At 44.4% G+C, this 24385-nt stretch carries 30 protein-coding genes and 1 rRNA gene; 21 read left to right on the plus strand and 10 right to left on the minus strand.

What is annotated here, in order from left to right; translation table 11 throughout:
* Window positions 1-90 precede the first annotated feature (90 nt).
* Window positions 91-204, plus strand: a 5S ribosomal RNA gene (rrf, locus tag A587_RS0119225).
* A gap of 200 nt (window positions 205-404) precedes the next feature.
* Here the strand turns inward: rrf and A587_RS0119230 are convergent.
* From A587_RS0119230 to ettA, 10 genes are all read right to left on the minus strand, one after another.
* Window positions 405-1862: a sensor histidine kinase gene (locus tag A587_RS0119230; protein WP_017218904.1), complete on the minus strand. Its 1458-nt coding sequence runs from the start codon at window positions 1860-1862 to the stop codon at window positions 405-407.
* Window positions 1859-2590, minus strand: coding sequence for a response regulator transcription factor (locus tag A587_RS0119235; RefSeq protein WP_017218905.1), 732 nt, complete (start codon window positions 2588-2590; stop codon window positions 1859-1861). Before A587_RS0119235 ends, A587_RS0119230 begins: the two co-directional genes overlap by 4 nt.
* A gap of 52 nt (window positions 2591-2642) precedes the next feature.
* On the minus strand, window positions 2643-3350 hold the full coding sequence (locus A587_RS0119240) for a spondin domain-containing protein (protein ID WP_017218906.1): 708 nt from the start codon (window positions 3348-3350) through the stop codon (window positions 2643-2645).
* A gap of 9 nt (window positions 3351-3359) precedes the next feature.
* Window positions 3360-4058 (minus strand): spondin domain-containing protein, encoded by a 699-nt coding sequence (locus A587_RS0119245; protein ID WP_017218907.1) that lies wholly within the window; start codon window positions 4056-4058, stop codon window positions 3360-3362.
* Window positions 4059-4301: 243 nt separating this feature from the next.
* Window positions 4302-6269 carry an FAD-dependent L-amino acid oxidase gene (locus A587_RS0119250; protein ID WP_017218908.1) on the minus strand — a complete coding sequence of 656 codons (1968 nt, stop codon included), beginning with the start codon at window positions 6267-6269 and terminating at the stop codon, window positions 4302-4304.
* A gap of 365 nt (window positions 6270-6634) precedes the next feature.
* Window positions 6635-7804 carry a glutathionylspermidine synthase family protein gene (locus A587_RS0119255; protein ID WP_017218909.1) on the minus strand — a complete coding sequence of 390 codons (1170 nt, stop codon included), beginning with the start codon at window positions 7802-7804 and terminating at the stop codon, window positions 6635-6637.
* A gap of 112 nt (window positions 7805-7916) precedes the next feature.
* Entirely contained in the window at window positions 7917-8513 is a 597-nt protein-coding gene (locus tag A587_RS0119260) for a DUF1190 domain-containing protein (RefSeq protein WP_017218910.1), read from the minus strand.
* A 9-nt stretch (window positions 8514-8522) separates the two neighbouring features.
* On the minus strand, window positions 8523-8927 hold the full coding sequence (locus tag A587_RS0119265) for a DUF350 domain-containing protein (protein ID WP_010378315.1): 405 nt from the start codon (window positions 8925-8927) through the stop codon (window positions 8523-8525).
* A 44-nt stretch (window positions 8928-8971) separates the two neighbouring features.
* Complete coding sequence (locus A587_RS0119270; protein ID WP_010378318.1) at window positions 8972-9337, minus strand: PilZ domain-containing protein; 366 nt, start codon at window positions 9335-9337, stop codon at window positions 8972-8974.
* Window positions 9338-9879: 542 nt separating this feature from the next.
* Window positions 9880-11544 (minus strand): energy-dependent translational throttle protein EttA, encoded by a 1665-nt coding sequence (gene ettA / locus A587_RS0119275; protein WP_010378320.1) that lies wholly within the window; start codon window positions 11542-11544, stop codon window positions 9880-9882.
* 424 nt (window positions 11545-11968) lie between these two features.
* Here ettA and A587_RS0119280 point away from each other — a divergent pair, with 424 nt between their 5' ends.
* The 20 genes from A587_RS0119280 (at window position 11969) to A587_RS0119375 (ending at window position 24385) form a co-directional block, all read left to right on the plus strand.
* Entirely contained in the window at window positions 11969-12247 is a 279-nt protein-coding gene (locus A587_RS0119280; protein ID WP_010378322.1) for a helix-turn-helix domain-containing protein, read from the plus strand.
* Window positions 12222-12584 (plus strand): hypothetical protein, encoded by a 363-nt coding sequence (locus tag A587_RS0119285; RefSeq protein WP_010378324.1) that lies wholly within the window; start codon window positions 12222-12224, stop codon window positions 12582-12584. Before A587_RS0119280 ends, A587_RS0119285 begins: the two co-directional genes overlap by 26 nt.
* Window positions 12585-12604: 20 nt before the next feature.
* Window positions 12605-13024, plus strand: a complete 420-nt coding sequence (locus A587_RS0119290) for a glycoside hydrolase family protein (protein ID WP_017218911.1) — start codon at window positions 12605-12607, stop codon at window positions 13022-13024.
* Window positions 13012-13419: a 3TM-type holin gene (locus A587_RS0119295; RefSeq protein ID WP_017218912.1), complete on the plus strand. Its 408-nt coding sequence runs from the start codon at window positions 13012-13014 to the stop codon at window positions 13417-13419. The genes A587_RS0119290 and A587_RS0119295 overlap by 13 nt, the downstream gene beginning before the upstream one ends.
* Window positions 13416-13664: a hypothetical protein gene (locus A587_RS0119300; protein WP_017218913.1), complete on the plus strand. Its 249-nt coding sequence runs from the start codon at window positions 13416-13418 to the stop codon at window positions 13662-13664. The genes A587_RS0119295 and A587_RS0119300 overlap by 4 nt, the downstream gene beginning before the upstream one ends.
* Before the next feature lie 60 nt (window positions 13665-13724).
* A complete protein-coding gene (locus tag A587_RS0119305; RefSeq protein WP_017218914.1) occupies window positions 13725-14567 on the plus strand; it encodes a baseplate assembly protein in 843 nt (280 codons plus the stop codon).
* Window positions 14568-14575: 8 nt separating this feature from the next.
* Window positions 14576-15472 (plus strand): phage tail protein I, encoded by an 897-nt coding sequence (locus A587_RS0119310; RefSeq protein ID WP_017218915.1) that lies wholly within the window; start codon window positions 14576-14578, stop codon window positions 15470-15472.
* Window positions 15473-15677: 205 nt separating this feature from the next.
* Entirely contained in the window at window positions 15678-16223 is a 546-nt protein-coding gene (locus A587_RS0119315; RefSeq protein WP_026001067.1) for a phage tail-collar fiber domain-containing protein, read from the plus strand.
* A 9-nt stretch (window positions 16224-16232) separates the two neighbouring features.
* A complete protein-coding gene (locus A587_RS0119320; protein ID WP_017218917.1) occupies window positions 16233-17009 on the plus strand; it encodes a hypothetical protein in 777 nt (258 codons plus the stop codon).
* Between the two features lie 10 nt (window positions 17010-17019).
* On the plus strand, window positions 17020-17331 hold the full coding sequence (locus A587_RS0119325) for a hypothetical protein (protein WP_017218918.1): 312 nt from the start codon (window positions 17020-17022) through the stop codon (window positions 17329-17331).
* 130 nt (window positions 17332-17461) lie between these two features.
* Window positions 17462-18343, plus strand: coding sequence for a hypothetical protein (locus A587_RS0119330; protein ID WP_017218919.1), 882 nt, complete (start codon window positions 17462-17464; stop codon window positions 18341-18343).
* A gap of 2 nt (window positions 18344-18345) precedes the next feature.
* Entirely contained in the window at window positions 18346-18648 is a 303-nt protein-coding gene (locus A587_RS0119335) for a hypothetical protein (RefSeq protein ID WP_017218920.1), read from the plus strand.
* Window positions 18649-18699: 51 nt separating this feature from the next.
* Window positions 18700-19656, plus strand: coding sequence for a baseplate assembly protein (locus A587_RS0119340; RefSeq protein WP_017218921.1), 957 nt, complete (start codon window positions 18700-18702; stop codon window positions 19654-19656).
* Window positions 19637-20383, plus strand: a complete 747-nt coding sequence (locus tag A587_RS0119345) for a phage tail protein I (protein ID WP_017218922.1) — start codon at window positions 19637-19639, stop codon at window positions 20381-20383. Before A587_RS0119340 ends, A587_RS0119345 begins: the two co-directional genes overlap by 20 nt.
* Window positions 20384-20450: 67 nt before the next feature.
* Complete coding sequence (locus A587_RS0119350) at window positions 20451-20987, plus strand: phage tail-collar fiber domain-containing protein (protein WP_017218923.1); 537 nt, start codon at window positions 20451-20453, stop codon at window positions 20985-20987.
* A gap of 1 nt (window position 20988) precedes the next feature.
* On the plus strand, window positions 20989-21879 hold the full coding sequence (locus A587_RS24920) for a hypothetical protein (protein WP_017218924.1): 891 nt from the start codon (window positions 20989-20991) through the stop codon (window positions 21877-21879).
* 11 nt (window positions 21880-21890) lie between these two features.
* A complete protein-coding gene (locus tag A587_RS0119360; RefSeq protein WP_017218925.1) occupies window positions 21891-22118 on the plus strand; it encodes a hypothetical protein in 228 nt (75 codons plus the stop codon).
* An 8-nt stretch (window positions 22119-22126) separates the two neighbouring features.
* Window positions 22127-22969 (plus strand): baseplate assembly protein, encoded by an 843-nt coding sequence (locus A587_RS0119365; RefSeq protein ID WP_017218926.1) that lies wholly within the window; start codon window positions 22127-22129, stop codon window positions 22967-22969.
* Between the two features lies 1 nt (window position 22970).
* The gene (locus tag A587_RS0119370) at window positions 22971-23876 is read left to right on the plus strand and encodes a phage tail protein (protein WP_017218927.1); all 906 of its coding nucleotides are present in this window, start codon (window positions 22971-22973) and stop codon (window positions 23874-23876) included.
* Between the two features lie 26 nt (window positions 23877-23902).
* On the plus strand, window positions 23903-24385 hold the full coding sequence (locus A587_RS0119375) for a hypothetical protein (RefSeq protein ID WP_017218928.1): 483 nt from the start codon (window positions 23903-23905) through the stop codon (window positions 24383-24385).

A 24385-nucleotide genomic window follows, 5' to 3' on the forward strand; every position in this document is an offset into this window, starting at 1 on the left:
CGTCGATGATAGTGTGGATTACCCATGTGAAAGTAGAACATCGCCAGGGCCAAATTTAATATAAAAATAAGAACTAAAAAACAGTATTTTCCTGATGACCATAGCGTTTTGGAACCACCTGAACCCATGCCGAACTCAGAAGTGAAACAAAACAGCGTCGATGATAGTGTGGATTACCCATGTGAAAGTAGAACATCGTCAGGGCCTAATTAAAGAAACCCGCTACAACAATGTAGCGGGTTTTTTGTTTTTTGACCCAATACATCGCGAGATAAACTCGCTCTCACCACAGCATAAGCAAAGTGCAATATGGTAGAAGGTGGTTTATCCACCGATTTGTATGTCTATACGCCGAGAATATGTTACTTTTCCTTTTAGGTACAAAAAGAAGGAAAGGTGGAAAATCAAAGTGGTAGTGAAATTGTAAATTTACAACCTCGGTTTAGCTTGCTTGATACGCTAATATTTCCTTTTAATAATTTAACGAGCTCGTTTGTGATCGCAAGGCCAAGCCCCGCATTGTGTTTACGGTTACTTAGGCTATTTTTAGCCTGAAAGCTAGCGTCGAATATATAGGGAAGGTCAGTGGCATTAATCCCAATGCCAGTATCATTAACACTCACTAAAGCAATATCTTGTTGTTGCTGTAATGTGAGCTGTACTTCACCACCAGCATGAGTGTGCCTGATAGCGTTATCGATGAGGTTTGATAAGATCCTGTCTAATTTCCCGATATCACTGTATATACTAACTTCGCTTGCTTTAGGGCTTATTAACATGGTTATTCCGCGCTGTTTAGCCTGCAATGTAAATTTAGCCGCAACGTCATACATAAGTTCAAGTAGATTAAAGGGCTCAATATGAAGTTTGGTATGTCCAGCTTCTAGATGGGCGAGTTCAAAAATTTGTGCGATAAGATGATTGAGCTGATTTATATTTTTGCTGGCAATTTCGATATGCGAAACGATATTTTTGTCACTCGTTTGTTTTTCTATCAGTTCAATGTAACCTTTAAGCGAGGCAAGTGGTGTGCGAAGATCGTGGCTTAGCTGTGAAAGTAATTCTTTACGTTGTTCATCTTTGAGGTTAAGTGTAGTTAATTGCTGCTGAATTTTATCCAGCATCGCATTGACGCTGCGACCCAGCTGATGGATCTCATCATGTTCTTCGGGCCAATTTATTTGGGCATCACGACTAATATTAAAATGGTTTTGGCTGACTTGATCTATATATTGAGTCAGTCTGGACACGGGCTTGGTGATTTTATTAAGCAGTAGCAAGACGACAACCAGCAAAAAGAACAAAGTGCCTAATAACCAACTTACGCCGAGCATCACTTTATCTGAATTTTTTAGCTGCTCAATAATGCTATCGTATTTTGACGAGCCGATGATGATATATAGATAACCCTGTAAAATATCTTGGTTAAATACAGGGGCCACAGAGAAAATTTTACTGCCGTTAACGCTCCTCGGGTCGTCACCAAATACAGGTAGTTGGCTATCGCTCTTTAGGAGCTTTTTTAATGGGGTAACATCAATTTGCTGACGTTTAACCTCTCCAGGGGCTGCAGAATAAGTTAATAGCTTACCTTCAGGGGAGACAAAGTAAAACTCGAATGAGGGGCCTAAGATCATCAAGGTGTGAAATAGATTACTCAAACCATCATAGTCGTACACTCCCTCTTTTATCAGGGGGTTATCGTCAACAAGATGGGTCGCAAGTGCGAGGTGTAATTGTTGTTCTGCTTGAGATTTAGACACTTGAGATAGCGCTTGAGTCCACCACACAAAAATCGCGGCAATGACAACGAAAGTGACAAATAAGGTCAGTGCGAGTTTTTTGTAGAGTGAGAGCTTCATACGCTATGCCCGCTAAGAGAGGCTGAATTTAACTTGTAACCAACGCCCCATACTGTTTCGATCACCGTATTATTTGAAATAGCTTCAAGCTTTGCCCTCAGACGATTAATATGGGAGTTAACGGTATGCTCGTATCCTGAATGTTGGTAGCCCCATACTGACTCTAATAACTGGGTTCGAGAAAACACGTGATTTGGGTGTTTAGCAAAAAACTGCAGCAGCTCAAATTCGGTTGCGGTAAGGTCTAATCTAACATTGGCCAACGAAATTTCATGACAACAGGCATCGATAACTAAGCTCCCAACTGCAATTTTATCGCTTGGGAAATCCGCATTTTCAGTTTGCATTGGTTGCTTAAGTTGCCTGACATGGCGTAGCTGTGCTTTTACTCTTGCTTGCAACTCTCTCGTATTAAAAGGCTTGCATATATAGTCGTCCGCACCAACTTCAAGTCCAATGATCCTATCGATATCACTACTTTTTGAGGTGACGATGATGACACTACTCATAGGGTTAAGCGCCTTAAGCTCTCGACAAAGGGTTAATCCATCCATATTAGGTAGCATTAAATCCAGTAAGATCACGGCAAAATCGTTTGCTTTAGCAACCGACAATACTTGGCTGCCGTCGGCAACATGCGTGACCTCTAAAGCTAACTCCTCTAAATGCACTTGGAGTAATCTCGCTATGTCTAAGTCATCTTCAACTAGCAACACGTTTTCTAACATAAATAGCCCTTTATGAAAGCGCAAACGCCTATGGCAGACGTTTGCGCATAGGCTATTTAACTCTCTCGATTGTGACTGCAAGCAGCGGGTTATCAAATTTATGGATACTAGTGAGTGTTGAACTTTGGAGTCCATCATCACTACCAACTACACCACTGTGCATCGTCACCATGTTGTGATTATCGTTGCGCTCTGCGTTAAAGCCCTCACCGCTATCTGCTGGGCCTGGTATGGTTCCCGCGGCTTCGCTATTCAGCTCAGTTCCAGCATCGTAGGCAAGTGTTCGATACATTTGCATCTCGCCTACGGGCAGCGCAGAGACGTCTATAGCATTTAGACCGGAGAATCCATCATTGGTATTCACCATCATGGTTAATAGCGATAATTTAAGCTCAGAAAGGTCTGTAGTTTTGATGGAAAGGTTGGTTGTTGCACCGGGGCCTAAAGGTCCATCCGTTGATACGGATGCTTGTGTCATCTCGTCGGCGATGATGTCGCTGTTATTTCCGCCCTCTGCAAGTTGTTCTAATGCTTCACTTGCTGGCATGCCGACAGTAAAGTAATGACCAGACTGATGAAGCAGCACTGCAATTGGTGACATTGGCTGTGCATATGTAAGGTTGGTGATGGTGATGGCAAACTCATACTCAACCGGCTTTGGCTCGACCGGTGGCTCTGGCATCACCATATTATTGTCATTGTCTCCACATGCACTGAGCAGGAGCGCAGATATGGCAATTAATGCTAATTTCGCTTTCATAGCTCCCCCTTATTTTACGGTTACTGTTACTTTAGCTACGGGATTTAACCAACGGTGCACGGTGTTATGCAGATCGCTATTACCGCCGACTTGATCAGCGTCACCTACGTTGCCTCTGTGAATATGGACCATGGTGTTTTCTTCACTTGCTGTGACACCGGCTCCTTGAGTTCCAGGAACCGCACCTGGCGATGCTGGGATCCCTAAAATACCGGGTGCACCAGAGCCTTCGACAACCAGTTCATTATTCGCTTCAGTACCCGCATCATAGGCATTAAGGTAAACTTCATAGGTGCCGGCAGCGCTTGGAATAGGCCAAGCGTTTAATCCTACAAATCCATCATTGGTAGGAAGTAGCATCGCCACAATTGAAAGGTGCGTATTGCCTTCACTGGTTGATATCATCGCCATTGTAGAGCCTGCGGGTGCAAGTAGCCCCTCAGCTGGGTTGGCGACCATATTGGCGTTTGCGCTTTCGAGTATTTGTCCTAAGGCTGAAATGTCACCGCCTTCGGCCATGGCTTGTAATGCTTCAGATGCTTGCTCACCGAGTTTAAAAAGAGCGGTATCTTGATTATGAGCAGCCACCAGTAAAGGCGTATAGTAAATACCGTGAGTGAGGTTAGTGATCTTTACTTCAAGGTCTTGTGCCAGCGCTGCGCTTGATAAACACGTTGCGACTAGGGTAGTCAGGATTTTTGCTTTCATGATGTACTCTTCTTATTAGGGTTAACAGTCTCCTTATCATGGCTGCAAGATATTGAGATAGGCTCACGGAGTTATCACGTTTTTATCACAAAAGCGTAGAATACTTATCACTGGGCTCAGATCAGCGGAGCTTAGTTTAACTTGAAATATGCCGGAACGGTTTTAGTTGATCGAAAACTATCAATTAGTTCTGCAAGGTGGGGCTAATGAGGAGTAAAAACTCCTCATTACTAGGGAGGCGGGTTAGGGCTTATCGAAATAACTTAGGTTGACGCCAAGCACACTATTGGCATCAGCATGCGTTACTTTGTCTTTAGTATTTGGCGAGAAGTTAGGATCGATATATTCCATAATCATTTCATTAGCAATTTTCCGATAGGCGATTTGTATTGCTTCTGACGAGCTACAGCCTTGGTCTGTTTCAAAGACTTCGCTTAGTGGCGCTAAGCCAAACCCTTTTTGTAGCACTAAATCTGTCGAACGTAATGCGCCTTCTACCCAGCCCTGATAATCAGAGTAAGCTTCACCGCAGGTAAACAGATTTGGCAACGGCTCTACTAAATCTTCGATGACATCTTTATCATTCGCGCCAATTGCCCATTGATGTACACCAAAACCAAATTGAAGGTTTTCAGGGACATTGAAATTTACATTCCCTTCCCAAATTCGAGCGCTAGTAAGGGTGGGCTGTGGGACATAGTGCGTATTAAAAATGTCTTTAAAGAATTGTGTCGCTTGTCGTACAACCGCTTCCGAGGCTGGAAATATATCACTGGGAATAGATTCAACGAGTTCCGACTCACGAGGGTGATGATAAAGCTCACCTTTATTTTGCAGTGCACTCCAAAAATTAATATTTAAATAATCACAGTAAATAGTCAATGCGGCTGGGCGACTGTATTTAGCGGCTTCTATCCCTTCGAGTTTGTGTTGGGTTTCTGGGCTAGGCTCGGCATGACGCTCGTTATACATAAGCGCGGCGGCGAGTTCATCATCTAAAGCATAAAAGGGATAAACAGAACCCGTTGGTAAATCGGCAAAGTTAGGTCCAAAGCTGACAGCTGGGCGGCCTGTCATGCCGGTTCCCCACCATGCAGTGTCGTAGTATAAATTAATCTTCAGGAGTGGTTGGTTGCTTGTGCTTTGCAATGTATCCCATAATGCATCGCGCCGCTGCTTTGGTAGTTGTTTGAATACATCTGACGCTATGAACAACTTTTCAAGCGCGAGCCTTGGTAGCCCTAAAATAAGCTTTTCGGCTTTAAATGTTCCTTCGCTTATCTGTCCGTCTTGCTCGGTTTTGGTGTACTTAAGTACATATAGATTGTCTGCTTTATCAAAGGCGATGCTATCGATGCTTGTTTGCAGGTAAATCTTCTCTTTGCCTATTTTATCCACCAGCGCGTTTGGCAGGGTGCTAAAGCCGTCTTTAAAGGTTCTAAATTCGACATCTGCAGGAAAGTCTTCCAAAAGCTGATAGGCAACCCCCGCATTCATTTTCGATAAGAAAGTGCCATTAAAGCCTAAAACACGATACAGCATGGTGATACATTCTTGGCTATAACCCATATCAGTGAGTAAATCCCACAAAGACCAATTATATAGCGGCTCACCTTGCCATTGACATTGCAGACGGAACTCCTGCCAAAACTCTGGACCGCGAACCTCTGGCCTTGAATCGAACTGTGGATTCACTTGTAAGATACGATTAAAAACAACATTAATAATGTCTTTGGGATTAACGCCTTGTTCGTTTGGGTCGAGGTTATAAAGTGCCGACCAAATATGATAGTCGTCTTGCTTAGCATCGTTTACCGAAAAGCTGGTACCACGAAAGTAGAGCCGGTTATTGCCGCCGCTATTCATAGGGAAAGGGACTATCTGATCTTCTAGGCCCAATTTTAGAAAGAGGGCCATTAGGTCATCCATACCCTCAAATAGAAACCGCATACCACCTTGTTCTTCTTTGACCGTAATGGTGCTGTCAGGCTTTGCTCCTGCGCGGTTATCTCTGAAATGGATAAGATCTGAGTCTAATCTTCCACCTGTGCGATTGCTGCGCTCAAAAATGGCGAAGTCATCAACGTCTGTTTCGCACTGTAATCGCCAAGCGCTATACAAACCAGACATACCTGCCCCTATCACAGCGACTTTCACCGCGTCTGGAATGGGTTTTTGACTAATATCGGTACCTATTTTGTAGTGAGTCATGTGAGTTCCTTAGTCGACTATGTCTCACACTTTTGAGGCTGACTGCTTTTATACCAATTGGTATTACTTCCTAGCTCGCTAAGTGATCTATAACGTATCTATGCACTCCAACCTGTTGAGTGCACTTTCCAAAAATTTGTTGCAGCAAGCCAAGTATTGCTTTCTCAGCTTGATGCAAAACCCAGATACTACTTTAGTACACTGGTTAAGTTTGTGTTAATTTTTGCGGCAGTTTTGCCAAGTGTTTGTCTAAAAAGTACGAATGGTATGAATTTAATAAACTTTTATTTTCGGCTGAACACTAATTTGAGGGATGGAACACACTTGTTCCATCCAGACTAACGTATTTAGGCGAACCGGAGCATTTAGCCAACAATGATATGGGGTAAGAAACGGCTAAGATCTTGGGTGATCAGACTTTTATCTTCACGTACACCAATTCCAACAGCTTTATCACCGACAATCCATGAACCGATGAGCGTATTGAAGCCTGAAAATTTGGGTAAAGGTGAGTAGGCTTGATAAATATAGCCTTCTTCGCCATATCCACCTGCAGACTGTGCAAGCAGCTGTTGATCTTTTCGGATCTCAATATTCGCGCCCTCACGAGAAAATAGCGGCTTTTTCACATAGCCAGACTCACTGTTTGCGATTTTATGCTTATCTTGTTCAAAGTATGCAGGTAACAGATTTGGGTGATTTGGAAAGGTTTGCCATAGCAAAGGTAAAATTGCTTTATTTGATAAAATCGCTTTCCAAGCAGGCTCTAGCCATTGCACTTTTGCTTCTGATAATTGTTCACTATATTCATCTTGAAACATAAATTCCCACGGGTATAGCTTAAACATCCATTGGATTTTTCCATCATCAAGGTCGACAAAGTGTTGGTTATTAAATCCGATATCTTCGATAAAAACTTGTTTCGTTTTGAGTCCAGCTTCCATCGCGCAGCTGCGCATATATTGAATGGTGCCCAAGTCCTCAATGCTTTCTTTGCAGCAAGAAAAGTGTAGGGGAGCACCGCGGTGGAATTTATGCAGTTGATAAAAACGCTCTATCAGCGCTTCTTGAAGGCCATTAAATTGATCCGCATTACGCGGTAGCTTACCGGCTCTTACCTGTTCTTCAAGCCATAGCCACTGCCAGTAACCCGTTTCGAATAAACTGGTGGGCGTGTCGTAATTGGCCTCCAGCAGCTTGGCTGGTGACTTACCGTCGTAACTAAAATCAAAGCGGCCATAGAGCGCTTGGTCTCGACGACGCCATGAGCGAGTCACTAATTCCCATTGAGACTCAGGAATAGCAAATTGTTGCAGAAGTGACTCATCATTACACACTAAATCGACAAGGTGTAAGAGCATTTGGTGGAGTTCATCACTTGGGTCTTCCAAGTCTTGCTCAATTTGTTTTAACGTAAATTGATAATATGCACTTTCGTCCCAATACTTTTCACCATACATAGTATGAAATTCAAAGCCGTGGGCTTTTGCTTGTTCACGCCAGTGTGGGCGTTCATCAATAGAAACTCTTAACATAAGTGTAAAATCGAACCGTCTAATATCAATGCGTAGATACTTGGTAAACTACAGAGCACTCAATAAAAAGCCGAGTGGACCTCGGCTTATATTTTATCAAGCGAAGGTTGGCTTAGCTGCCCCAACTGCCACCACTACTACGAGAAGCTGTGCGGCCAAATCCACCGCTACTGCGTGATACTGAGCTGGCGCGAGGCTTGTAATTTATAGTTGAGCTTTTGACCGATGTTGTACCCGAAGACTTTGCAGACGCGACAAACCCGTTTTGCGCATTTCGGTAGCTAAAGAAGTCATCACGAGAGCGATACAGTGGCTTTGCGCCAGAGTAGTAAGTGCCACCTAAGTATGCCGCTTTCTTCTTTTTGCGCTTTTTCATCATGTCTAGGCCTTCGTCTACTGCTTCTGCAAGTGCAGCAACCATAAAGCCTGCCATAATTGGACGCCAGATCCCACCACTCGAATTTTCACAGCGATCAAAGCCAAAGTCGCTTTCGCATAGCTGTTCAGAGGCATATTTGGGGGCTTCTTGGCGATGGCTATCGAGTGCTTGTTGGTATTGAAACTGGCATGCTTCTTCTTCAATACCGAATGATGTACATTCATCAACGTCTTTAAAAAGTAACGCTGATTCGTCGCTATCACCACACGCGGTCAACCCTCCTGTGGCGCCCATTAATAAAGTCAATTTGATTGTTCTACTCCTTTTCATCTTGACTCCTTAATAGGTCATGCAAGCGGCATTCAAAATTCCGGTCGCAAGCGAGGCACCACCTAAGAATAACCCTGCACTGATGTGATTGTTTTCGATTTTCTCAGATAGCTTTGGCATATAAAGCCTTACCATGAAGAAGGTAATTAACTGCATGACTCCCGCAATAACACCCCAAACGGCAAAATCAATAAGAGAGACTGCATTGACAGCGGCACTGGCGATAGGTAAGACAAAACCAATTAAGGTACCGCAAAACGCAGTTGCAGCAGCAGGGTTGTTTTCTTTAACTAGTTTCCACTCACAATAAGGGGTAACTTTGGAGTAAATAAACAAAAAGACTAGGGTAAGTAAGTAGGCAAGGCCGAAGTAGGAAATAAAAGGGACAAATCCTTGTAAAGAATCCAAAATCATAATTTTCTCTTTGTTATAGCATCGAATTTGAAATCCGATAGATATTAATCATCATCGTAGGTGAGCTGCTCTAGCTCGCGATGTAGTATATCATCATCTCCAAGGTTAAGTTCAATAAGGCGCTTTAAATGCGTCACACTATCAAGATCGATTTGGCGGCAATGTACGCCTAAATGACCCTCTTCAACATGACGAACTTCTACCTCCATCGTAATTTGGATATCACTGCCAGGTAAATAAAAGTTTAAACTTGCTGGGTCATTTTTGAGTGGCACATAACCATCGGGCAGGGTGAGTAACGCGCCATTGAGCGATAAATCCAAGATTTCGCAGCTAAAATCACCGCTTGAGGCCATAAATTGTGCCTCGTTTGAAAAAATAACTCTGGAAAAACGTCGACGTTCTTTCATTACTGATCCTAATAGTCCGTATAGGTAAAGAATAGCTTATATCATTGTGCTCGCTACTAAAAAATGACAATAAATTACGCCGCTTGGATGGAATTGCCACTGAAATTTGATTTGCTACTTGTTTCAACAGTGCGGCATGAATAAAGCTAAGCGGCTACTAAAAAATAAAAAAGGCTCCTAACGGGGAGCCTCAGATTATCATCGTCGATAGACTAGGGCCTGTTGACCTTTGCTGTTTGATTTTTGTTCTTCTGAGTGTGTTTTGGTCGCGACGCTCGACTTGCCGCCTAGTGATCTAGGCAAAAGTTGAGCAACAATGAACAAAGCGCACTCAGGTCAACCCAAAGGGCAGCGCTTGATTGGCATTTCTTCTGTGTTGCCCCACAAGGATGTGGGGTAAGGTGACTTTGCAGGAGCACAAAGTCTTTATCGCCAGACTTACGTAGAATGACTACGCTACGCTGGCTCTGCCTTGTATAAATACCAATCAAACTGCTGCAAAAACAAACTTGAAAGAACAACAGGCCCTTATGTTTTAATTATTAGCCAATCTTCTTGTATTTGATACGTTTAGGCTCTGCGGCCTCAGCACCAAAGGTCTTCTTCAGCCACTCTTCGTATTCAGTGTAGTTGCCATCAAAGAAATTGATTTGGCCTTCATCACGGTAATCTAGAATATGGGTCGCGATGCGGTCTAGGAACCAACGGTCGTGCGAGATACACATAACGCAGCCCGGGAATTCCAAAATCGCATTTTCTAGGGCTCGTAACGTTTCAACGTCGAGATCGTTGGTTGGTTCATCCAGCAACAGTACGTTACCGCCTGCTTTTAGCAGTTTTGCTAAGTGCAGACGATTACGCTCACCACCAGACAGCTCTTTTACAAACTTTTGTTGGTCATTGCCCTTAAAGTTAAAGCGGCCAACATAGGCGCGGCTTGGTACTTCAAAGTTACCAATTTTAAGAATGTCTTGGCCGTTAGAGATCTCTTGGAATACCGTGTTATTACCGTCCATGTCATCACGGAACTGTTCAACAGTGGCGATTTCAACTGTTTCACCAATAGTGATGTTACCACTATCTGGCTGCTCTTGACCGCTTAGCATTCTAAACAGCGTTGACTTACCCGCGCCGTTTGCACCGATGATCCCAACAATTGCACCTTTAGGTACGTTGAAGTTCAAATCGTCAATCAACAATCTGTCACCGAAGCTCTTACGTAAGTTGCTCACTTCAATCACTTGGTCGCCTAAGCGAGGACCTGGTGGAATGAATAGCTCGTTGGTTTCGTTACGCTTTTGATAGTCGTTTTGCTGAAGCTCGGTAAACTGCGCCATACGTGCTTTAGACTTAGCTTGGCGACCTTTCGGATTTGAGCGCACCCATTCAAGTTCTTTTTCAATCGACTTCTGGCGTGCTTTCTCTGATTTTTCTTCTTGCTTCAAACGTGCATCTTTTTGCTCAAGCCATGAAGAATAGTTACCTTCCCACGGAATACCATGGCCACGGTCAAGCTCTAAAATCCAGCCAGCTACATTATCTAGGAAGTAGCGGTCGTGGGTGATCGCCACCACTGTGCCCTCGTAGTCATGAAGGAAGCGCTCCAACCACGCAACTGACTCGGCATCTAAGTGGTTAGTTGGTTCGTCAAGAAGCAGCATATCTGGCTTTTCAAGTAACAGGCGGCAGATAGCAACACGGCGTCTTTCACCACCTGATAGGTGCTCAATTTTTGCATCCCATTCTGGTAAACGAAGCGCATCGGCAGCGCGCTCAAGCGCATTATCTAGGTTGTGACCGTCGTGTGCTTGGATGATAGCTTCTAATTCGCCTTGCTCTTTAGCTAGCGCATCAAAGTCAGCGTCTTCCATCGCGTACTCTGCGTACACTTCGTCTAATCGAGTAAGTGCGCGCTTAACTTCGCCAACTGCTTCTTCAATCGTTTCACGAACGGTTTTGCTTTCATCTAGTACCGGCTCCTGCGGTAGGTAACCAATCTTAGTACCAGGTTGCGGACGTGCCTCGCCCTCGAATTCATTATCCACACCCGCCATAATACGAAGTAAGGTCGATTTACCTGCACCATTAAGACCTAAAACACCAATTTTAGCGCCCGGGAAAAAGCATAAAGAAATGTCTTTCAGAATAGTGCGCTTAGGTGGCACAACTTTGCTCACCCGCGACATGGTATAAATATATTGAGCCATGAGTTTCCAATCTCTTTTTTAAGTTAGATGTATTTTAGAGAAAGCCTTCCAGTGCTGCAATGTTGATAGTTCAGAACGAGGAAAAAACAATGCCCAAGCTAAAGTTGATTAACTATTGTAATTTTTTATCTACCTTTTAATAAGTTAAATAATTGAACTGTTTATTTATCCAGTTATTAATTGTAAGCATATCATTCATAGGTCATTTTTGACCTGTTTCCAATCCGAGAAATCGCTATTATATCACTACGCTGAAGAAAGTTATCAGATGAACATGTTAACGGGCTTGGTGGGTTTTTACCGGAACTAAAAACTCGATGGCAAGGATGAACGGCTACGTTGTTTTCGCTTTTCAGCGATCCCCATTCAGCTAAGCAGAACAAATTTTCACTAGTCGTGTTTATTTTTTGAGGTAAGGAGAACAATGACACTTATAAACACAACCACATCCAGACTGGTGGGTCAAAGCAAACCAGCTCCAACAGGAGCCGAAATTCTTCGTGTTGCGCGAAAGCTCAGAGGTTACACGCAAGCTGAATCAGCCGCTCATTATGGTATTGAGGAGCGTACGTTAAGACGATGGGAAAATAGGGAATATAGCCCACGCTGGAATGATGTTATTGGCCTAGTTGAAGATGTGTACTTACTCGATATTTTAGAAGTGATAGGAAAAATCCATGACCAACAAGCAAGTGACAATTAAACAGGTACGTACTGCCCTTAAACGCTGGGGTAAGTTTTGGTGTAGTAAAGAGCTAGGTAAGGGCTTTAGCCGTCAAGCAGCAACTGAAGCTATTGGCAGTTCATCAAGCCAATACGTAAGTGCAGAGCAGATGCATGTGCCAGATGAAATTGCTCAACTTACCGCATCAATTGAGTTACTTAGGCCAGAATGTAAGCGTGCAATCCGAGCTAAATACATGATGCATAACAAGGTGGTCGATGCAGCAAAAACATTGGGTTTTGACAGCAAGCGTTCAATGGAGTTTTGGTTATTGAAAGCTGAGCAAAGCTTGATGGTTAATATGTCGACACATTAGCAACAATAAAGGGGAATTGTATGTCCGTAATGAATACAGTAGAGCAACTCAAAAAACATGAGGGGTTTCGCCAATTTCCTTACCTTTGTACCGCGGGAAAGCTGACTATCGGTTATGGTCGAAATCTCGATGATAAGGGGATTGATGAAGAAGAAGCAGAATCACTACTTGCGAGCGATGTAGAAAATGCCAAAGCGGCGGTGGCGCGCAGGATTGCAACCCAACACTGCAACGATGCACGGATGGCGGTGCTGGTAAATATGGCATTTAACTTAGGGATCACAGGATTACTTAATTTTAGTCGAATGTTACAAGCGGTCGAAAAAGGTGATTTTGATACCGCCGCGCTAGAAATGTTAGATAGCCGATGGGCAAGACAAGTGCCTAATCGCGCGCAAGAGCTTGCTCAACAGATGATCTCTGGGGAATGGCAATCATGAGTCTATTAGGTAGCCTATTTTCTGCAAAAACAGTGGCACCGATAGAAGCAATTGGCAATATTCTTGATGAATTGTTTACTAGTGAAGAAGAAGTGCTCAAGCAAGAGCATTTAAAGGCGAGACTGATAGCAAAGCATGCATTAGTACAAGCGCAGATCAATCAAGTTCAAGCAGCGCATCGCAGCGTTTTTGTAGCGGGGGCGAGGCCTTTTTTGATGTGGGTGTGTGGTCTAGGCTTTTTGTTTTCGTTCGTGATTAATCCAATTCTACAGTGGTTAATGCCTGAACATGGTACGCCTGAGTTGCCGCTGGATGTGATGTTAGAGCTTACGCTTGCCATGTTAGGGCTTGCAGGGCTTAGAACCGTTGAGAAAGTAAAAGGGGTCAGCAAGTGAATCATCCTGAACAATGGCAAATGAAAAAGGAGTTTAATTTGGCCCACATTCTCACCACCATTGCGCTGTTGGTGTCTGGTGTTATTTACCTTGGCGACTTAGATAAAAGGATCACCACTAACTCCCAAGCGCTTGACCACCTCAAGCAAATTCGCCAAGAAGACCAAAAGCGCATCGAAAAGCGCTTAGATTCTATAGATAAAAAATTAGATACGTTGCTCGGTGCCCGCAGAGTGGGTCCGTAGCGCCGCTATTATCGGCCGTATTGGCTTTCTTTATCCAACCCCATTTAAAAGGAGAGTAGCATGAATAATGCTATCGATTTGACGCGCCTATCTGCACCTGATGTGTTGGAGACAGTCAGCTATGAAGCTATTTATCAGGAATTAGAAGCGCAATTGCAACAGCAGTTTCCAGATTATCCATTTCTTCCCTCAGATCCAGCAATAAAGCTGATGGAGCTCTTTGCCTATCGCGAGGTATTACTGAGACAGCGTGTAAATGACGCAGCACAATCTGTGATGGTGGCATATGCTACGGGCAGTGATTTGGATCATTTGGGTGTTTTGTTCGGTGTAGCGCGAGAGGAAGCGGAATCGGATGAACGCTATCGTTTGCGGATCCCACTTTCTCTTGAAAGTCATTCAATGGGAGGCACGTCTGGTGCTTATCAATACCATGCGTTTACCGCTTCTGCAAAAGTGAAAGACGTATTTGTTGAATCAACATTACCGGGCATTGTTGAAGTCCATGTGTTACCAGTTGCTGATGTGGTGACTCTGGAAGATAAAGAAGCACTAAGAACAGAGGTATTACGTTATCTCAACGACGAAGATGTTAGACCGCTTACAGACCTTGTACGCGTGCATTTGGTAGAGCCAACGGCCTACACGATTGAAGCCGATATTTACTTTAATGCAGGTATTAATACGGAGCAGGTTAAAGTGTCCATCTATCGTGCAATTGAAAGCTTTATTCAATCGCATTACTTGCTCGGGAAAGAAGTACCCAGTTCGGGACTTATTGATGCGTTGCATCAAGGAGGAGTAAGAAAAGTGAAGCTTCGCTCGATGCATGACGACCTCTCACCAAGTGCTAAAAATGCAGCTTACTGTCGCGATGTGCAATTATATTTTCCAACGGAGTAAGGTGAGATATGACAAGTTATCATAAATTACTGCCACCTGGCACATCACCGCTGGTTCGCGCCATTGCCGAGCAAGTTGAAGACTCACCGAGTAAGCTTGAAGTAACACCAACTATCCCAGAATATGTGGGCAAACAATGGCACCCAGAGACCTGCCCAGAGGCTTTATTACCTTGGCTTGCATGGTCGTTATCAGTAGATGAGTGGGATGAAAGCTGGCCGGTAGATACTAAACGGGCATTTATCGCCAATTCGGTCAAAGTGCATAAGCACAAAGGCACGGTTGGCTCAGTAAAGCGAGCATTGGCAGCGCTAGGGGTAAGTGTTGAGTTTTTTGAATGGTTTCAAGAAATTGATGATATAGCACTGGCGCCTTATCAATCAAAGCAGCCGCATACCTTTATGTTTATCGCGTGGGCGAATGAAATTCCCTATACCAGTGATGCTGTGATCTTAAGTCCGGAGCTTTACCAAGCCGTTAAAGATGTTACCGATAGTACTAAACCAAAACGCGCCCATTTCGACTTTTTAGTCGGTGCCAAAATGAGCCTAAAACTGCAAACAGCCTCTATTGCCAGTGGCTTGCAAGTTGCGAGAAAGTCAGCGCAAACCGAAGCTGTAAAAGCACCCGCTGCCACCGTATCAGCGGCATTTGCATTGGCAAGCAATAAACAAATCGCAGCGACAGGCCGGTATATGAAAAGCCAGCATGTGAATGCGTATTTACAAAGCTCTGCGCGAGCAGGGCTTCACTTAAATAACCGCCGTCATGTGGTTAGCCGAATTTATTTAACCAATGAGCAAAGATTGCCTGCCGCCAAGTTTGACTTTACGACGGAACTTGCGAGCACTTTGCACTTAACTAATCGTCGTTTTCAAGTGGCTAGATTCTACTGCCACGTATAACCATCGCAGCAATTTAGCCTACAACCGCTATTGGAATAGCGAATAAACACTTCAATTGATGTCATCAGCGTTTACCCAGCGGTAGTACCTATTGGTATAAAACCCATTGCTGTCATTTCATATCAATGTGCTTCATAAACCAGCTTATCAAACGAGCTGTGTATTGATGCGGGTTGATATCACTCAACAAAAGGAGACAGGTGCTGTGAGCACGATTTTACGGCCGACCATCACCACCGCGGGTTTGGAAGCAGTATTTAATGCCCAAAAAAATGGCTTTCAAGCGAAGATCAGCAAGGTAGGGCTTGGCACTGGCAATTATACGCCAGATCAAGGCCGCCGCCAGCTACAACAAGAAGTCCACCGCATTATGGTGGCAAGTGGCGAAGATAAGGGGAATGCCCAAATCCATATGAGTGTGATTGATGATACCGATCACAACTTTTGGGTCAATGAAGTAGGCTTTTATATCGAAAGCGAAGCAAATGGCCAAACACAAGAGGTGCTATTTGCGGTGTATTCTTCACCAGATAGACCGATTGCTTACAAATCGGCAGAAGTCGATTTACTTCTTGCTTTTGATTTGGTGCTAACGGGCGTACCTGCCGACGCCGTTACCATCGTCGATAACGGCGTTAATCTAAATATTCTTATCGCCCCTGAACTTGCCAAGCTAGGCGCTGCGCAAATTAACAATATGACTCGTCATCTTAAACAGAAGTTTGATTTGATGGACAAAGGAATTTTATAGGAGCAACTCATGGCATTAGAACAAGATATTGCTAATCTCATTCAGTCTACGGATGCCTTAACGGCGGTGGTAGATAATAAAGCGCAGCAGCTCGATAACCAAATGGCTGCCTTTGACACGCGTATTGCGAAAAAAGAGCAAGATGTCGACAAATTTATTCAAGAGGCGATGCCTGAAACTCGCTATGTTCAGGATATTTTTATCGGTGGTTCAAAGGATTATTTTTATCCGGTGTGGTGGCGTTTTCCCAGCAACTCTGCAGGCACGAGTAAGTTAACAATCGCACGGCACTATTCTCGAAATAGTGACACTCGACCTCTAGATCCGAACCGACCTCACCAAGCAGCTTTACTGCTAGAATTAGAGGGAAATACATATCCTTGGAGCGGTGATGCTAATTTTATGCATATTAAGCGTTTTCATGAGCGTTACCATCCAACGGTTAGTCACCTTAGTTTTGCTGCACATTGTAAATCTGAAAAAGTAGACTCAACATTAGATAGTTATGGTGGAGGTGCCGATGGAAGTGTGGGGCCGTGGTGCAGCGCATACAGTGGTTTGTACCTGAGGGGCGGAGGCTTAAATTATCGTATAATTAAAAACTGGAACGGTGATGTCAAATACCATGATGGTTCTGATATGAATAGAAGAAATATTTACGAAACAACCAGTGATACATGGTCTGTTCGTTGGTACGCAGAGCCAATTCCATTTGCCGAGCGTTTAGCCCCAACACTAAGCTCAATCCCTTACGCAAACCATCCATACACACCACCAACAGCTTAAAGGAGTCACAATGGAAATTAAAACCTTAAAAATCGGTGATGATGAACTGATTAATGTGCCGGCAGATGAAAAAACATTGGCAGATTTGGGTGTAGCAAGCGCTGATATTCCGGGCATTTTAGCTGAGGCAAAGCAGGCTCAGCTTGCAGCGCAATGTATGCATGCTAGAAGTTTTGCTTACCAGAGCGAGTCAGATGGTCTTGCCTTCGATTACTTAGCGGCAATGGCCGAGTTTGGTGAAACGAGTGAAGCCGCACAAGCGGCAAAAGCTGCGTGGCTGCAAGCGCGAAGCACCATCAAAAACCGCTATCCAAAACCCTGATAACACCAATCTACAACGACTTTAGGCTATTAAGCCCACCATTCGGTGGGCTTTTTTTGTGCCTGATTTAGCGCTGAGATAACACTCAGTATTCCTTTTACAAATTGTATTAACCATATGGAGAAAAAATATGGCATTAGAACAAGATATTGCCAAATTGATTGAGGCGTCAAACGACCTCACCGCAACCGTCGATAATAAAATTCAAGATATTACGGCGAAATTAGATGCGAAAAGAGCAGAGGTAGATGCCCGCTTGCAAGCTAAAGAGCAGGCTGTGGACGCAAAAATTACGAGTTTCCAACGAGCTTTGCCTTTAGCACCTAATGCACTTTCTGATACTAAGCATTTCAATAATATTTGTGCCGATGTACCTAACGGCACGGCTGTTGATGTGATTGCGGCGCATGCTGCACCGTGGAGCAGTTTTTTTTATCGTGGTACCGAGGGAACAGGAACAATCACTAAGTTATCACTAGCTCAGTTGACTGAATTCGGTCTCACTCCAAATGAAGAGTTTCTAAGGCGAGGTTTGGGAGCGAAAGATTCCCATGGTGACAACTATTATGGAAGCGATTATAGAGTCCTTCTGCTGGATGTTGTTGTGAATAAAGGACGAGATGATAACCCCGCTGAAGGTAATCTATTTGTACTGAATCAGGGATGTGAAAGATATATTGGTTGGGGTAAGGGGGAGTTTTTAACACAAGCAAGTTGCTGGATTAATGTGTTGGAACAAACCGGTACATTACGATTCTACCCATCCCAAAATCGCTCAGCATCAATTTCTGTTGATAGCTCAGATGCAGGTAAAGGTTGGCAATACAAGTCGAATAGAAGAACAGGCTGGGGTGGATGTCATCAACAATGCTTTGTAGGACTCGGCAGTATGAAGGTGGCCATTGCGTTGCCTTATGTTGGTACGGGCGATCATGGTGACAACATGATCTGGGCTGACAGTGTCGGCTACCCATACACTCACGTAGGCCCAACTTTAAGCGAAGGAGCATAAATATGGCGATTTTAAAATTAAAAACAACAGGTAAAACGATTGCTGGTGGTATTGTTGATGATGTACACGCGGCACATCTTGCAAAAGAAGCTGAAGTTGACTTTGCTTTATGTGAAGTCGAATACAGCCCTAAAGAAATCAGCGAGTTGAGACGCAAACATTACAGCGCAAACACCGATTTCTTATTCTTTGACTATATGGCTGCGGTGACAGAATATGGTGAAACGTCAGAAAAAGCTGTAGCTGCAAAGCAGACTTGGATGAATAAACGCGCCGAAATTAAGTCAACACTACCAAATCTTTAAACATCAAATTACACGGCTCCTGAAGGGGGTCGTGTTACAACAGGCCCCATTATGTTTTTAACTAACTTCAGTGCGGTCAGTCTTAGTCAATTACCCGCATCCGATTTACTTGAACCCGTTGAATTTAAATCGCTTTATAACGAACTAAAGCAAGCCGTAGAACACGCCTGCCCAGAACTTTCTGAGCTACTACCTAGCGACCCCATCGTCAAGCTGATGGAAGTTTTTGCTTATCGAGAGCTGCTATTACGTCAACAGATTAATGAAGGCGCGCAGCAGGTGTTGCTGGCAAAAGCCACGAGCAGTGAACTCGATTATTTGGGGAATCGTTTTGCGGTGATACGAGAAGCTGGGGAGAGTGATGAGCGCTTTCGAGCGCGTATTCAATTGGCACTAGAAGGGTTTAGTACAGCAGGGCCAATTGGTGCTTATTGTTTTCACACGCTTAAAGCCTTACCTCAAGTTAAGGATGTTTTTGTTGAGTCTCCCGAATTTGAGCTGCTTCAGGTCGAGCCGCCATTATCAGACTTAGTACCAGAGCATACGAAATTGCTGCATTGCAGCCATGCCGCTAGGCTTCAAGATGCTGCGCCGGGGGATGTTGCTATAACGGTGCTGACAAATAGAGGCAATGGCATACCAAATCAAGACGAAATCACAGCAATTACAGAGCATTTGTTTCATGAAGACATTAGGCCTCTGACAGATAGGCCACGAGTACTCTCAGCTGAGATAAAAGAATTTACCCTCCGCGCCACGCTTTATTTATATCCAGGCCCTGATGAAGAAAAAGTGAGATCTACAGTAGAGCAAAGCGTGCAGCAATGGTTAAAAACACATCATAAACTTAATCATGATATTCGTTTGTCTGGGCTTTATAGTGCGCTACACCAAGCAGGTGTGCAACGTGTTGAGCTGCTCTCACCTACCGCCGACATTATCAATACCCCTTGGCAGGCTGCGTTTTGTACACAAGTGGAGATAAACATTGCAGGAAGAGATATTTAATACACTATTACCGCACGCAAGCACTAAGCTTGAGCATGCGCTGGCAAAGGCGCTAAGCAAAGTTTCCGCGACTCCTGTTCCACTTGGTAGCCTTTGGGATCCATGGCGATGTCCCGAGCATTTTTTACCTTGGCTTGCGGATGCACTCAGTGTGGACTTTTGGGATAGCGCTTGGCCAATTGAAGTGAAGCGCAAGATTATAGCGAATAGCGTGCCCGATCATCGAATAAAAGGGACGGTTAGTGCGATAAAAAGCGCGCTCTCCACTCTAGCCGCAAAAGTTGAGCTTAAAGAGTGGTGGCAACAAGAAGATCCTCACGCGTTTACGCCGCATTCTGCACAGATCATTGCGTTGGCCGCTCAGAACCTAGACCCAGCAGGCAGCACGCTACTGACTCCTAAGCTGCAAGCACAACTTTGGCAAGCTGTGGTGATGACAAAACCATGCCGCAGCCAAATTAGTTTGCGTGTAGGCGTACAGCAAAGTGCAAGTTTATCGCTCAATACCGTCAGTCAGTCTGCGAGTCTCCAGCGAACATGGATGCCACAACAAACAGATAATATTGCAAATTTAAGCCAGTTGTATCTTGTTGGTACTTCTGTTTTGCAAGGTGTGGGCAAAATATCCGGTGAAGTGCGCTCTGATCTCAAAAGTGCTTCCAATCTTTATGTTCACGCAGCGCCCTTTGCTATCCAAATCCAGCGACAGTCGTTTTATTGCTATTAATACCTAAACACGCTCAAGCTGCTGCAAAAACAAACTTGAAGATTAACAGACTCTAAAGGAATGACTCATGGAACAATTTACGCCGCTTATTACGCAGGCGGGATTAAACGCGGCCGTTAATGCCAAAGCCAATGGTTTTACCATTGATATTGGCGCGATTGCGGTAGGTACTTCTGGCTATACGCCGTCTCGTAGCCAAACTAGGCTGCGAAGTGAAAAAAATCGCGTGGCGATTGCCAGCGGGCAAGTTGTTGGTGACGGGCAATTTCATATTACCGGACATTTTATTGACGATGCTGAGTATGCGGTACGCGAAGTGGGTTTTTATCTTGCCGATGGCACTTTGTTTGCCGTTTGGTCGCACCCGCAAAATGTACTTTTTTATCAAACACCCATTGCACAAATTGTACAAGGGTTTGATCTGCTGTTAAGTGCTGCACCCGTAGACGCTATCACGATTAATACCACAGGCGATTTAACGCTTTTCTATGCCGGCGAATTTCTCGACATGCTGGTGGCACAAACCCAACAACTGAGTGCACAAATTCAAGCGAATCACCGACAAATTCAATTCAACGACAGACTACTACAGCTAGGAGTGTAATATGGCGGATTATCAGCCAATGACATTAGAGCAGCGCATCGCCGCACTGCAAGCCGAGAACGGCAAATTAATCGATTCAAATAATGTCCTAACCCAAACCGTGATCGGCAAAATGGGAGAAATTAATCATGCGCTGAGTGATGCGCAGGCACAAGTAGAATCTAAAAAGCAAGAGCTTGAGCAAAGAGTTAACAGTTATCTTTCGGGCGCGAGAGAGGAGCTAGGGTTTACAGCCCTTAATTATAATCATGACTTTTTAGATACCTATATAACAGCAAATGGTGAAATTGAATTGCCAGTCGGAATTGGAACTCATAGTGATAATCCAATCACTGAGTATTTCGATATAGAAATGATCCCAGTAAGAAGTGGAGATGTTGAAGGTCGTTCAGATGCTGCCAAAGAGCTACTTACCGCAATGAATATTGGTGCTAACACACTACATTTTTCCAGCAGTTTCAAGATTCTTCATATCAAGCATAAAGAGAATATGCCAATTCCAAGTAAATGGGTGTTTCATATTCCAAATCAGCATATTAAGCATACGCAAGGTGCGTCTTTAATCCTATGGGCTAAAGGTAAAGGCTTTAATTGGAGAATGGATACTAATTTAGAATGGAAACAAGTTCGTAGAGCGTGGAGGCCATCTGCAAACCCTGGCCCGTATGTTCATGTTGATGTTTACATGCATGAAGCTGGTGGTGAACTTTATTTAGCATTACCGAGTATTGTTGCTGGAGTCTGGCCTGCAGATAGAGTGCTCGGCAATCTGTACAACCCAAAAAGTGAGCTTATACGCCGTGGTGCCGCTTGGCATGACGTAACTGCTCATGATGCATGGAGAGATACAAATACGGCAAATGGTGGTGATCCAGCAAGAGATACTGTTTAAGGAGAAATTGAATGTCAGTGAATATAGTAACAAAGTCAGGAATCAAACCGATTGAAGTAGTGATTTGGGAAGATGAAATAAGCTCAGTGAGGCGAATAGAATTGGATCCTCTTGTTTTAGAGCTACAACGTAAAATTGCTGCGCACTACAGCGCAGAGGAAATCGAAGCCGCTAGGTTAGAAGTTAAAGAAAAGGACACAGAGATTAAATTAAGGTATCCACGTCCAGATTCAGAATAAGGCACTCTATGGCAAATCAATCAATCGATCTTTCCACTTTGCCTGCGCCAAACATCCTTGAACCACTTGATTTCGAAAGTCTGTTCCAAGCACGTAAACAACGTTTTATCGAACTTGCACCTGAATATGCCGAAGCGTTAGCGCTCGAAAGCTCGCCGCTTGCGATTTGTTTGCAAGTCGAAAGTTATCGCGAGCTGCTATTACGACAGCGCGTCAATGAAGCCGCGGCGGCTAATTTGTTAGCCACCAGCCAAGGCGCTGATCTTGAGCATCTTGGCGCTTTTTATGGAGTGGCTCGGTTGCCCGATGAGCATGACGAAACCCTTCGAATGCGTATTCGCAACAGCACCATAGCGTCCAGTACGGCAGGTAGTGCGGCGCATTATCGTCATCAAGCCATTGAAGCTGCACCGGGATTAATTAAGGATGTGTCGGTGCAAAGCCCAGGGGATGGGCTGGTGGTGGTAACGGTACTCGCAAAGTTTGACGCTGATGCAGAACAGGTCTTAGCACAAGTGAAAGAGAGGCTATTTGACGACTCAGTGAAAATGCTAACGGACACGTTAGAGGTCAGACTTGCACAGCCCGTTTGGGTAGATGTTGAAGCTGAGCTTTATCTCAATACTCATGCTTCTGAACTTATTATCAATAAGCTGGAGCAAACGCTGCAAGACAATTGGCTCAAGGTCACGACACTTGGCTGGGATTTAACGCCAAGCTGGCTGCATGCACAATTACATAGTACGGGAATTAGGCATATCGAACTGCTCGCTCCAACACAGTTAATTGATGTGGCAGCCCATCAGTACGTTATGCCCAAGTCAATCTCGCTGACATTAAAGCGAGGCTAAAATGACGTTATTACCTCCTAATCACACTTTGCTGCAACGGCGATTGCAGCAAAGTGTTGCCGTGAGTGACGATATTCATTCGGGTATATCAAGGTTATCTGGGTTTAAGGCCGATCCGCACGACAACTTGCTGATGTGGCTCGTTTGGGAGTATGGCTTAGAGGCTATTTTGCCTTACAGCCAAGATCTTCGCGAAACCATCAAAGAAGGTCTGGTTTGGCAGCGACTTCGCGGTACACCAAAAAGTGTAGACATCGCGCTCAATTGGCTCAATTTTGACGAGGCTGAGCTTGAGGTTGATAAACCCGGACGCCACTTTTATCGCTATCAATTGGCATCTGGCAAAATTCCAGGGAACAAGGCGCTTAAAGATATACACCAGCTGCTTGGACTATCTGCCCCAGTAAGAGCCAAACTCTCACGTATTTATCATGGTTATGATGTGCGTGAACTGAAGTTGTCTCAAAGTGGTTTTGGAGCGCTTCTATCCGATGTTTCTGGCGTGCCATTTCATGATGGCGATAACACGCTATGCAAAGTCAGCTTTGGTCGCAGCCACCAGCAAGGTGTGAGTCATAACGTGACGAATGCCGCTGCACACCTCAGTAGAACACATAGTCAGCGCAGTCATTACCTCACCACAAAACGCTTGAGTGAATATAAGCTCAGTGACAAAGAGCCTTCACAACTGCCTGTGAGCTCTGTTCGAATTAGGCTGATTTCGCAGCATCGGGTGTGGTCAACACGCTCGTGGCAGGGCAAGTGGCAACAAAGCTGGGGGGTGCTTGATGCAGTTGGAGGAGTGCCGTGTAGAGTCAGCTTGAAACATAGCCAAGTAACTTCATCGGCAAATGCGATCCTTCAAGCGGCTGGAAGCTTTAAAGTTTCTATTATTTACCGAAGATAAAACAATCAAATTAAAAGGAGCAGTCCTTGGCCACTTTAACACTTCAAGGCCGAAAGGCGCTTGCACGGCTAATGCAGCAGCAGGCTATTTATTTGGCGTGGGGAAACGGCGAATCAAGTTGGGATAATACTTTGCCGCCAACCCCTACCAATACTACACAACTCACCAATCTCATTGGTTATCGCAAAGCAAAGCAAATTCGCTTTTGTGAGCCGGATGAACAAGGCGAAATTCAGGTACCAACCGGAAAGTTCCGCTTAAGCGATACCGCCAGCCAACATCTATATTGCCAATTCACCTACGACTTCGAAGATGGCTTAGGTGAGCATATTCGCGAACTTGGCTTAATGCTTGGCACGACACCAAAAACGGGCATTCCAGCTGGAAAATATTACCTCTTACCAGACGAGGTTGCAGAGGCTGGTGAGCTTATTTTGCTTGAGCATCGCACGGCGCTATTTCGTGACCAAGGGGTACGCGAAACGTTTGAGTTTGTGATCAGTTTTTAA

It is taken from the genome of Pseudoalteromonas sp. NJ631 (assembly GCF_000276645.1).
GTDB classification, from domain to species: domain Bacteria; phylum Pseudomonadota; class Gammaproteobacteria; order Enterobacterales; family Alteromonadaceae; genus Pseudoalteromonas; species Pseudoalteromonas piscicida.